Raw genomic sequence first — 12,242 nt, forward strand, 5'->3', positions numbered from 1 at the left:
GATACTTCAGCCGAAGTCTACACTGAAAAAGCGGGTATTTTCATATACTCCCCCTGCTTTTTCATAAAACATGCTTCATGTCCTTATGTTTAAAGGGCTTTAAAATATACTCCCCCCAGTATATTTATCCTCAAAACAGGCCTAATTGCTGCCCGCTGGCGACCTCTGTTTCAGCAAGTCGCACGCCCAGACCCAGCAGGCGCACGGGTAACTGGCGGCGCTGTAATCCGGTTTCCAACAATTGCTGAAACAAACCGATATCCAGCGTTTTTGAAACGCATTCGACGGTGGTGATACGAAAATCAGAAAAGCGGATTTTGACGTAGAGTTTATGAATATAGCTGATCGCATCTGCCCGCTGCACCCGCTGTTGCAGCGACGCGTATAAAGCAGGCAGTTCGGCCACACACGCGGTCAGATCGGGCAAATCATGGACATAAGTTTCTTCGGTACTGACCGATTTGCGCTCGCTGCTGGCACGCACCTCGCGCAGATCAATACCGCGACACAACTGATACAAGCTATTGCCGAGCTTGCCGAAATGCTGCATCAGATCTGCCAGCGACCACGTACGCAAATCGCGGCACTCCTGAATGCCCATGCTGTGTAATTTGGCGGCGGTGACTTTGCCGACGCCAAACAATCTTGCCACCGGCAAGGCCGCAACGAACTCTTCCACCTGATCCGGCAAAATGACGAACAAACCATCCGGCTTGTTCCAGTCGCTGGCAATCTTGGCGAGAAACTTATTTGGCGCCACGCCTGCCGAAGCGGTGATACCGACGGTGTCGGCAATCCGGGCGCGGATTTCACGCGCAATCAGGGTCGCGCTGCCATGATGGCTGGTCGCCTGACTGACATCGAGATACGCTTCATCCAGCGATAAAGGCTCGACCGCCTCGGTGTAGTCGCGGTAAATCGCCAGAATCTGGCGCGATGCAATCCGGTATTTTTCCATCGTCGGCGGCAAAATCAGCAGCTCCGGGCAACGCCGTACTGCCTGCGCCATCGGCATGGCTGAACGGATGCCGAAACGCCGCGCCTCGTAATTACAGGTCGCTACGACGCCGCGTTGATCCGGTTGACCGCCAATCGCCAGCGGCCTGCCCCGCAATGACGGATCATCCCGCATTTCTATCGAGGCGTAAAAACAGTCGCAATCACAATGAATAATTTTTTTCAAAACGCAGATCGTTGGGGTGGGATTGAAACTCATTTCATCAATAGGGATGAATTCTGGTTTATTTTATCTGTTTTTCTCTACAAAACTGTATGCATATACAGTTATTTCAATCTTGCTTGCGCCATATCAGCGATGACAAAGCGCAAAAATTACGTCACTATCTGAAAGTTTTCCTTTCCTGCGGCTTCAACATGAAAAAAACTTTCTCCTTTGTCTCCAGACTCATTTCCGCATGCACGATTGGTCTTGCGTTAAACCTTGCACATGCCGACGTTGCCAGACCATATGACGAAACTGCTGATGCGCCCGCCGCAGTCGCCAAAGCGCTGACGCAGGCACAGGCCAGCAACAAAAAAGTGCTGGTGATTTTCGGCGCGAACTGGTGCAAGGATTGTCTGGAGCTCGACCGTTCTATGCAAGGACAAAGCGCCGCCCTGATCGCCAGCAAATTCGTCTTGGTTAAAGTCGATGTTGGTCAGTTTGATAAAAATCTGGCGCTGGCAAACAGCTACGGCAACCCGATTAAAAAGGGTATTCCGGCCGCTGTCGTTTTAAAAGCAGATAACAGTGTCTTGTTTGCATCGAAAGGTGGTGAATTGTCGAATGCACGCAAAATGAGTGAACAAGGCGTGTATGATTTCTTCAATCAGATCATCACGCAGCACCCGTAACATCAGGTTTTCTGCTGTCATCTGAGATACGCAGTAACGGCGGCAGCAACGGCTCGCTGCCGGTCATGGGCATGATATCGGTTGTGCGTTAATCACCCAATTTTCTGCACATTTTTTCTGTTTTTTTTAAGCAAGCTGATGTCTGTCACACCAACGCCACCCAACCCGGTTGCTGCAGAGATCACGGCAGCAGAGCTGAAAGCGCTGAAAGTCAGCCAAGCCTTGCTGAATAATTTCTCGCGCTTTCTGCCGGCAGTTTTTTTTCAGTATCAACGTTTTTCCGCCGAACGCTTTTGTTTCAATTATGCAAGCGAGGCGGTTGAACGCTTGTTTGAATTCAGTGCCGCAGAACTGTGCGCAGACGTCAATATTCTGTTCAGAAAAGTGCATCCGGCAGATTTATCTGCATTCATACTCAGCGTTCGCACGGCGGCCGAACATCTGCACGTCTGGACGCATGAATTCCGCATCGTTCTCAAGAATGGCGAAGAGCGCTGGATGGCGGGCGAGGCCAGCCCGGAACTGCAGGCCGACGGCAGTCTGCTCTGGCATGGCTGCTTTATGGATCAGACCCGCAGCAAACAGACTGAGCGCAGCTTAATCACGGCGGAACAACAGCGGCGACTGGTCATGCAGGCCTCGAATCAGGGTTTGTATGACATCAACCTGAACACCGGCGCGGCCACCTTCAGTCCCGAATACAGCAACATGATCGAACACTCAATCGAAGAGTTTGCCGATCCGTTTGCATTCTGGGATTACTTCTGGAAACACAGCATCCATCCGGATGATGTGGCCGGGATAAAAGAAGCCTATCGCATCCATTTTGCTTCGAAAGGCAAAACCGATTACCACGCCGAGTTCCGACAGAAAAATCGTGCAGGCGAATGGCGCTGGATTATGTCACTCGGGGCCGCTGTCGAATGGGATGAAAATCAGCGTGCCGTGCGTATCGTCGGCACCCACATCGACATTACAGAACGCAAACGCACAGAAGAACAATTGCAGCTGAATCAGGAATTGCTGCGCTCGAATAATGTCCGTTATAAAGAATTGGCACGCGAACTGGAAATTCTGATCGCCAACGCGCCGGTGGGCATTATGTTCGTCAGCAACGGCGTCATCATCCGCGCCAATGAGGCTCTCGCCGATTTGTGCCGCTTCCCTGATGCGAAATCAATGATAGGGGTAAAAACCACTTTTCTGTACCACAACGATGAAGACTACCGCGCCTTCGGTCAGGCAGTGATACCGAATCTGGAAGCCGATGAACTGGTAGAGCTTGAATGGTATCTGCGGCGCGCCGATGGCGAGTCGTTCATGGCGCGCGTCGCTGGTCGCGCCCTGCCCGCTGAAACCTACGAAAAAGGGGCAGTCTGGATGATAGAAGATATCACCGGACAAAGAAAAACTCTGGATGCGCTGCGCGAAAGCGAAAGCCGCTTGCAGCGCATCATGAATTCCAGCCTGATCGGCATTTTGTATGGCAGTGACGGCTCCCGTCTGACGGACGTGAACCGCATGTTTTGTCAGTTGTCCGGATACTCTCGCGAACAACTACTGGCAGAGCAGTTTCTGTGGCGAGTCGTGTTGTCAGAGCAGGATCAGTATCTGGTACATCAGGCATATACAGAAATGCTCAGCACCGGTACCACGGCACCGTTCGAAGTCATGCTGCGACGTGCCGATGGTTCGGCAATACCGGTGCTGGTGGGTCTGGGTTATCTGGAAAATTCTCCGCGCGAGTGGGTCGTCTTTGTCATGGACATCAGCGAGCGCCTGCGTATCAATCAGCTCAAAACAGAATTCGTGTCGATGGTCAGCCACGAACTACGCACGCCGCTGACCTCAATTCGCGGCTCACTCGGTTTGCTGGAATCCGGCGTCGGTGGCACCTTACCTGACGCAGCCCGGCAATTGATACGGATCGCGCACAATAACAGCAAGCGCCTGGTGAATCTGGTCAACGATATTCTCGACATCGATAAACTGAACAACGGCAAAATGAATATCCGTTCTGAGCCTGTCGATCTGATCGAAATGCTGCACAATGCGATGGAAGCCAACGAAGCCTACACCAGCTCGCTGCGCGTCGGGCTGATCATGGAACAACAAGTGATGCAGGCCTGGAGTCTGGGTGACCACGACAGGCTGATGCAGGTGATGGCGAATCTGATCTCCAACGCGGCCAAATTCTCACCCGAAGGTGAAAGCGTGACCGTCAGAATTTATCAGGAACAGAGCCATTATCATATCGCCGTCAGTGATCGCGGCCCCGGCATTCCACTCGATTTTCAGACGCAATTATTTGAACCGTTTACGCAGGCCGACGGCACCAATACCCGTCGCCAGGGAGGAACCGGTTTGGGGCTGGCCATCACCAAAGCGCTGGTCGAAAAAATGCATGGCGAAATCTTTTTCCTGAGTTGCCCCGGTGAAGGCTCGACATTCTGGTTCAGCTTACCGGCGTGCGTACCGCCAGCGTCTGCCATCACCTGAAATCTGGGATTCAAAGCAGCTGTGTCTGCGCCTGACTCTGCCGGAATTCAGCCGGGGTCTGCGTCGTCCAGCGTCTGAACGCGCGCCGGAAACTGCGACTGTCGGAATAGCCGAGTTCTTCCGCAATACGTTCCAGACTCAGGCCGGTTTGCAGTAATTGCCGCGCCCGTCCGATGCGGATAGTTTCGGTAATCTGGAAATACGAAGTTCCTTCGCGCGCCAGCAAACGATGCAAAGAACGTTCGCTGGTTCCCAGGACAGATGCCGTCTGTGCCACGCTGTGCAATTCACACTGAAGCGCAGTCAGAGTGCGTAGCAGGCTTTGCCGTCCAAGCACACCAACCGCCGCCAGTTCCGCCTGACAGGCATCGTGCGAAGTATGTGCCAGCAGCGCATCCGGTTGCGGCAACGCCATTTGCAACACCTGGTTGTCGATCACAATACGACTGACATCAGCACCTGCGATCACGGGACAAGCAAAGAATTTTTCGTACGCTGTCAGACTCGCGCCGGGCTGCAAACGCAGTTCCACCCTTACCAGCGGAAAGCGGCAGCCGCACAATTGGCGCGCCGCATTGATGGCGGTGACCAGATGATCGACTTCCAGAAAATCCTGCAATTCCGCATCGTCGAATAAAGGCAAGGCAAGCAGTGCCGATTGTTGCGGCCCCGCTTCCAGTTGCAGATGCACCATAGAGCCGGCGATCAGTTGATAGTCGAGACCGAATTGCATAGCCTGCGCCAGCGTTTCCTGAGCGCCCATACCGGTGGCCATCTGACCCAGTTGCGGCAAGGCTTTACGCGTACCGGATCGCAGCCCCAGATCAGCGCCGCCGCGGTGTCGCGCCTGTAACAGGCCTTCGCGTGCCTGGGCATAACTGATGCGGTTATCGTGATGCTCGGCAAAGGCGGGAAACATATCCTGCCAACGCCAATCCTGCTCACGCGCGATCGCCAGCACACCGCTGAACGGATGAGCAGGAAATACCGCATCTTGTACCGACAAGAGTGCGGATATGGTGGGCGCAGGCTGGTTCATCTGTGATGGTCTGACAACGTGGCAGTAAATGTCCTTACTTTAACCGAAACGGCATACTAATATCGTCGTACCGTACACCGGAAATTAAAACAACAGGCCTGACGCTGGCGATGCCATCGCGTACAGCCTCATCCAAAGAGAGAGACACATGAATAATATCAGCGACTATATTGTGGTCGGCGGTGGTTCCGGCGGTTGTGCCGTGGCCGGACGCCTGACTGAAGACCCGGATCTCAGCGTAACCGTGCTGGAAGCGGGCGGCGGTGGCGACAGTCTGGTGGTGAATACGCCCGCTGGTGTGGTTGCCATGCTGCCAGGCAAACTGAATAACTGGGCATTTGAAACCGTGCCGCAACCCGGCCTGAATGGTCGCCGCGGCTATCAGCCGCGCGGCAAAATGCTGGGCGGGTCTTCCGGTCTGAATGCAATGATTTACGTGCGTGGACACCGGCAGGATTACGATCACTGGGCAGCACTGGGCAACACCGGCTGGTCGTATGACGAGGTTTTACCGTATTTCAAACGTTCAGAAAATAATGAAACCCATCATGACGCGTACCACGGCAACGCCGGGCCGCTGCATGTCAGCGAGTTACGCACCGATAACCCGTATCAGCAATTGCTGATCGAAGCGGGCAAACAAGCGGGCTTTCGCATCAATACCGATTTCAACGGTGCCGAGCAGGAAGGCATAGGCTTGTATCAGCTGACCCAGCATAATGGCGAACGCTGGAGTGCATCGCGCGCGTATCTGCGGCCGCACATGGGCAAGCGGCCAAATCTGCGCGTGGAAACCGGCTGCTATGTGACCCGCATTCTGTTTGAAGGCAAGCGTGCCGTCGGCGTAGAAATGCTGCAAAACGGTCAGAAAAAAACTCTGCATGCACGGCATGAAGTATTACTCGCAAGCGGTGCTTTGCAGACCCCGCAATTGCTGATGCTGTCCGGCGTCGGCAATGCGAATGCGCTGCAAAGCATGGGAATCCCTGTGGTGCACGATCTGCCCGGCGTTGGTCAGAATTTGCAGGATCATCCGGATTTCGTGTTTAAATATCGCGCGAAAAGCCTTGATCTGCTTGGCGTTTCTGCCGCTGGCAGCCTGCGTCTGCTGCGCGAACTGATGCGCTATCGCTCACAACGGCGCGGCATGCTGACCTCAAACGGTGCCGAAGGTGGTGGCTTTCTGAAAACCGATCCGTCTTTGTCAGCGCCCGATATCCAGTTGCATTTCGTCATGGCGATGCTCGACGACCACGCACGCAAATTGCATCTCGGTCATGGATACTCGTGCCACGTCTGCCTGTTGCGCCCGAAAAGCATAGGCGAAGTCACGTTAGCCAGCCCCGACCCGATGGCAACGCCGCTGATCAACCCGCGTTTCCTGGAACATCCCGACGACATGGAAGTCATGCTGAAAGGCTTTAAGCTGACCCGCAAACTGATGGATGCGTCAGCACTGGCAAACGCCCGCAGCAGCGATTACCAGACCGCCAATGTGCATACCGATGACGACATCCGCGCCGTCATCCGCCAGACCGCCGACACCGTGTATCACCCTATCGGTACCTGCAAAATGGGCACAGACAACATGGCGGTGGTTGATCCGGAGTTGAAAGTGATCGGCCTGCATGGTCTGCGCATTGTCGATGCATCGATCATGCCTACCCTGCTCGGAGGTAACACCAATGCACCAACCATGATGATCGGTGAGAAAGCGGCAGACATGATCAAAGCCGGACTGCGCGGCTGAGCGTCACCAGATATCACATAACAAGACATAAAGGCAGCCAGCCACCATATTTGCTGCCCGCTCACTTCCCTGTCGTGCCGGATGGAACCCGATGGCACGACAGCGGCCAAATTACGCAGCCCCGCTACGACAGGCATGCGGCACGATTGACTAGCCAGCGCAGTGCGATATTCAAATAAAGCTGAATCGCATGTTTATGAAAATCAATGCCAATGGTCACGATGGTATTCGTGGTGGATTCTGTGATGCATTAATGATATGTTTGAGCATGACTTCTCCCTATTGATTGGATCATGATGTTGACTGGAATTTTCATCTTTGCACTACTTTGGCAAACCGTAAAGGTGACGCCATTTTCTTGGGACGGGGAAGTCCCTTTCTTTCGTCAGACTTATTTTCGGGAGATGCTGTGAATTATTGTCGATCAATTGCAATCCTTCTTGCCAGCGCATCGCTATGGGCACTCGCCAGTGACGCTGCTAGCATCAACATGAATAGATGCAAGCTGTCTGACGGTCGGATTGAATTTACTGATCAGCCATGTCCATCAGATGCGTCCTCTGCATCTATCGAAAGCAATGCATCCCCTCACCCAACACAGCAGAAGCACTTGAAGGCAAAGAATAGAATAGCACTCAGCGGATTACCTCCCGAAGATCGAATGACGTCCTGTGAACCAAGCATCGCGATTGCCGCAGCAGAAGAAATTGTCAGCAATCCTTCTAACCTGAAAGAACCTTTGCAATTATTTCCCCCTGCTTTCGCCTTTTTCCAGAATGGAAAGAAAGACGATGGGGTGTTTTGGTTTTATGCGGCACAGCTGCGTGTTCGTCAGCAGATGATTTTAGAAAATGGCGATCGGGGTCAACTCTTAGCAATCACGCAAATGACCATGGGAGGCCCCATCAATAACTATGCCTTCCAGAACACTTCAAACCTCAATCAGATTTTGGACAGGGTATTGAAATGGGACAAAGACACCCCGAATCCATTTCGTGAAAAAGCTAGGACACAAAAGCTAGATAAACAAATGGACCAGGTTTATGCTGGACTGGACGAACTTAAATCCAAACTTATTAATGAAAAAAACTCTTTGGAAGCTGCGGCACGACAGGCTGCATCTGGAGTTGAGCAAATGAATGCCCAAATGATTAGCCAGCGTTGTCGCAAAGGACAACCTGATCCCGCCTACGATAATCAAACAAAGAAAACAGAAGAACAACTTGCTTTGGATTACATAACACATAATGAACAGGTGATTAAATTAGCAGGGGGAGCAGTGAAGACATATCCTGCTGCATCTACAACCTATAGCAATGACAGGAACAAGGGTAGATATGATTTTTCTATCTCAGGCTCAAAAAGCTTTTATGCCATTGTTGACGTTAATCGAAGTTCTGGGAAACCAGAGTTCAGACTTGCCTGTGTGACGACACTATCCATGGGGTATCGTGAGGCGGGTAAAGATGCTTGCTCACAATCCACAATAGCGTTGCCAAAATGACGCAACCTAACACTGCATTCGAGAGGGACTGCGCAAAAGCGCGCTGCCCCTCAATTTGAACGTTAGGCGTCATGAGCATCACTCTTTCGGAAGCTTGGGTGAAGAAGACCCCGGTCACCGCTGCAGTGCAAGTAAGTGGTGCGCTCAGTGTCAGCTTCTCATATTGGCAAATTTTTGGTGCTCGTAATGTCGAAAGCATCGCTGATGCCATGCACCAGCTCACAGGCGTGCCAGTGGGGCTTGTGATGACGCTCAAGCGCGTTGACTGGCACGAAGTTATTCATGTGGCAGTGGCTTCTGCTATGCCGCACGTGAAGCCATGTTATCAACACAGAGAATTCTTCAGGTTCCGGGGGCTAAGCCGTGAGCTGCCAACAATTCCGTCGAGGAACCGCCCACAAGTGATGCTTGTGGTGTATAGCATAGCTGCTTGCCGGGAAATGTCATCTAAGCCGCCCAAAAGTTCAGAATTAGATGAACAAAATTCAGAGTTAAGTGAATTTCGACACACAGTCAGCCGCAAAATAATTTTGCTTGCGGACATCATTCCAACGATTATTATTGTTATTTATTGCTATTATTATCATTTAATCAGGATACTCCCCCTCTGATTAAATAAAATCGCTCAGTTGTCAGCATATTTAAAGGACGTGTGCAACATACTCCACCCAGTATATTTCACACCTGTTTTGTTGTTTCTGCTATCAGGATCACTATGTCATCTCGTTCTGCTGCAATCCCTTTTTCACTTACCCCAGTTTTGCGCGCGCTGGTTCTGGGCGGCGCTATCTTGTTCACCACGCCCGCCGTACTCGCCGATGCGCTGCCGAAAGGCGTGAGCCAGATCACCAGCGTCGAAGGTCTGACCGAATACCACCTGCCGAACGGCTTGCGGGTATTGCTGATGCCGGATGCAACCAAACCGACCGTGACCGTTAACATGACTTATCTGGTCGGTTCGCGCCATGAAAATTATGGCGAAACCGGGATGGCGCATTTACTCGAACATCTGCTCTTCAAAGGCACGCCGACGAATCCGAAAATCGACGATGAATTTAACAAGCGCGGCATGCGCCCGAACGGCACGACCTCGCTCGACCGCACCAATTATTTTGAACTGTTCAAAGCCGATGACGACAATCTGAAATGGGCGCTGACGATGGAAGCCGATCGCATGGTCAATTCCTTTATCGCGAAAAAAGATCTCGATACCGAAATGAGCGTCGTGCGTAACGAATATGAACGCGGCGAAAATTCACCCGGCAATGTCTTGCAAAAGCGCATGCAAAGCGTGGCCTACGACTGGCACAACTATGGCAATTCGACGATAGGCAATCGCAGCGATATCGAAAATGTGAAGATTGAAAACCTGCAGGCGTTTTATCGCATGTACTACCAGCCGGATAACGCCGTACTGCTGGTCGCCGGTAAATTCGATACCGATAAAGTGTTGCAATGGATCAGCGCTGCTTTCGGCAAAATCGCTAAACCAACGCGTACACTGCCGCAATTCTGGACGACCGAACCAACGCAGGATGGCGAACGCAGTTTCGTCGTGCGCCGCAGCGGTGATATTCAGATCGTCTTGCTCGGCTATAAAGTCCCAGCCAGTCTGCATAGCGACCGCAACGACCTTAGTTTTGCGGGCAGTATTCTGACCAGCGCCCCGCATGGCCGTCTGCATAAACAACTGGTGGAAACCGGCAAAGTGGTGCAGGTATTTTCCGGCGGTTCCGGGGCGGTAGCGCTAGGCCTGATGACGATAGGTGCGATTGTCAAAAAAGGCGAATCCGTCGATGCCGCCAAAGAGGCTCTGCTGGCAGGAATCGAGGATTTTAAAAATAATCCGCCGACCAAAGAAGAAATCGACAGGATCAAACGCGATACGGCCAATGCGTTTGAAAAAATGCTGAACAACCACGAAGCCATCGGTATCAGTATGTCGGAATTCGTCGCCATAGGCGACTGGCGCTATCTGTTCAAAGTGCGTGATTCAGTTGATGCGATCACAGCCGAGCGCGTCGCTGCTGCCGCAAAACATTATCTGGTGCGCGATAACCGCACCATCGGCATGTTCATTCCTGAAGACAAGCCACAGCGCGCCGAGATTCCGGTAGCACCGGACATGGCCGAGGTCATGAAAGACTTCAAACCCAAGCCATCCACGCTGAGTGGTGAGGCGTTTGATTCTTCTCCGGCGAATATTGATCAGCGCACGCAAGTTGGCAAGGCGGGCAATCTGCAAATCGCTCTGCTGCCAAAGAAAACCCGCGGCGAAACCGTGAATGTCGCGCTGAACCTGCATTGGGGCGATGAAACCAGCCTGCGTGGCAAAGCCATCGTCAGCGGCATCACCGCTGGCTTGTTAGGCACTGGCACCAGCAAATACAGCCGCGCCCAGCTCTCTGATGAAATGTCCAAACTCAAAATGAGCGGCGGCATCTTTTCATTCCAGACCACCAAAGCCAATCTGCCTGGGGCACTGGCGCTGGTAGCGCATGTGCTGCGTGAAGCCAGTTTCCCGGAAAACGAATTTACTCAGGCCAAAGAACGTGGGCTGGTGGGTCTGGAAGCTTCGCGCAAAGAGCCAGGCAGCATACTCTCACGTGAAATGTCGCAGTATTTCAATCCGTATCCGAAAGGCGATTATCGCGAAGCAAAAACACTCGATGAGGCCATCGCTGATTTCAAGGCAGTGAAACTCGATGATGTGAAAGCCTATTACAAAGAATTCTACGGCGCGTCCAAAGGCGAGTTGTCCGTGGTCGGTGATTTCGATGCCGACAGTACCAAAGCTGTGATCGCACAGATGTTTGACGGCTGGGTCAGCAAAGCACCGTACACCCGCATGGTCAGCAAACGTCTTGATCCACCGGCGATACGGAAAGTATTCAACACACCGGACAAAGAAAATGCGGTTTACAGCAGCAAAATGACGCTGGCTTTGCGCGAGGATGATGCTGATTATCCAGCGCTGAGTATCGCCAACTATATCTTCGGCGGCGCCGGACTGAATTCACGTCTGATGGAGCGTATCCGCCAGAAAGATGGTCTGTCGTATGGCGGCGGTTCCAGCCTGAGTGCGGGCGATATCGATCCGGTCGGCAGTTTCGGCATCAGCGCAACAGCAGCGCCGCAGAATATGGAAAAACTGGAAAAGGCGATACAGGAAGAACTCAGCAAAGCACTGAAAGACGGTTTCACTGCGGAAGAACTCGCTAAAGCAAAATCCGGCATACTGCAAAAACGTCAGCAAAGCCGCACCAGCGACGCTGGTATTGCCGGTGGCTGGAATCACTATCTGTACCGTCAGCGTAACTGGTCTTACTCGCAGGCGATGGATGACAAAATCCAGGCGCTGACGCTGGAACAGGTGAACGCGGCGTTCCGTCGCTATATCGATCCGTCAAAAATCAGCACGTTTATTGCGCTGGATGAGGTCAAGGCAAAAGCACCTGCGAAGTAAGCTGTAACAATAAAAAAATCCCGGTACAGACCACCATTGTCTGTACCGGGATTTTTTTTAAACTGTGACGATGGCGTTCAGGCAGCCAGACGCTATCGTTGTTGCTATCGTTGTTGCTATCGTTGTTGCT

General features: G+C 52.4%; 8 protein-coding genes. 6 read left to right on the forward strand and 2 right to left on the reverse strand.

Going from position 1 to position 12,242, the window contains the following annotated elements; all coding sequences use genetic code 11:
* Positions 1 to 130: 130 nt before the first annotated feature.
* The gene (gene dinB, locus H8K38_RS06865; protein WP_186884048.1) at positions 131 to 1,216 is read right to left on the reverse strand and encodes a DNA polymerase IV; all 1,086 of its coding nucleotides are present in this window, start codon (positions 1,214 to 1,216) and stop codon (positions 131 to 133) included.
* Between the two features lie 158 nt (positions 1,217 to 1,374).
* Here dinB and H8K38_RS06870 point away from each other — a divergent pair, with 158 nt between their 5' ends.
* Positions 1,375 to 1,854, forward strand: a complete 480-nt coding sequence (locus tag H8K38_RS06870; protein ID WP_186884049.1) for a thioredoxin family protein — start codon at positions 1,375 to 1,377, stop codon at positions 1,852 to 1,854.
* 138 nt (positions 1,855 to 1,992) lie between these two features.
* On the forward strand, positions 1,993 to 4,353 hold the full coding sequence (locus H8K38_RS06875; RefSeq protein ID WP_186884050.1) for a PAS domain S-box protein: 2,361 nt from the start codon (positions 1,993 to 1,995) through the stop codon (positions 4,351 to 4,353).
* Between the two features lie 10 nt (positions 4,354 to 4,363).
* On the opposite strand, the gene H8K38_RS06880 is transcribed toward H8K38_RS06875, so the two are convergent.
* Complete coding sequence (locus H8K38_RS06880; protein ID WP_186884051.1) at positions 4,364 to 5,392, reverse strand: AraC family transcriptional regulator ligand-binding domain-containing protein; 1,029 nt, start codon at positions 5,390 to 5,392, stop codon at positions 4,364 to 4,366.
* A 148-nt stretch (positions 5,393 to 5,540) separates the two neighbouring features.
* On the opposite strand from H8K38_RS06880, the gene H8K38_RS06885 reads away from it, so the two are divergent.
* The 4 genes from H8K38_RS06885 (at position 5,541) to H8K38_RS06900 (ending at position 12,112) form a co-directional block, all read left to right on the forward strand.
* A complete protein-coding gene (locus H8K38_RS06885) occupies positions 5,541 to 7,142 on the forward strand; it encodes a GMC family oxidoreductase (protein WP_186884052.1) in 1,602 nt (533 codons plus the stop codon).
* A gap of 328 nt (positions 7,143 to 7,470) precedes the next feature.
* Entirely contained in the window at positions 7,471 to 8,646 is a 1,176-nt protein-coding gene (locus H8K38_RS06890) for a DUF4124 domain-containing protein (protein WP_186884053.1), read from the forward strand.
* 71 nt (positions 8,647 to 8,717) lie between these two features.
* Positions 8,718 to 9,257, forward strand: a complete 540-nt coding sequence (locus H8K38_RS06895) for a hypothetical protein (RefSeq protein WP_186884054.1) — start codon at positions 8,718 to 8,720, stop codon at positions 9,255 to 9,257.
* 104 nt (positions 9,258 to 9,361) lie between these two features.
* Complete coding sequence (locus H8K38_RS06900; RefSeq protein ID WP_186884055.1) at positions 9,362 to 12,112, forward strand: pitrilysin family protein; 2,751 nt, start codon at positions 9,362 to 9,364, stop codon at positions 12,110 to 12,112.
* Positions 12,113 to 12,242: the final 130 nt, after the last annotated feature.

It is taken from the genome of Undibacterium sp. FT79W (assembly GCF_014284215.1).
In the GTDB taxonomy this organism is placed as follows: Bacteria; Pseudomonadota; Gammaproteobacteria; order Burkholderiales; family Burkholderiaceae_D; genus Undibacterium; species Undibacterium aquatile.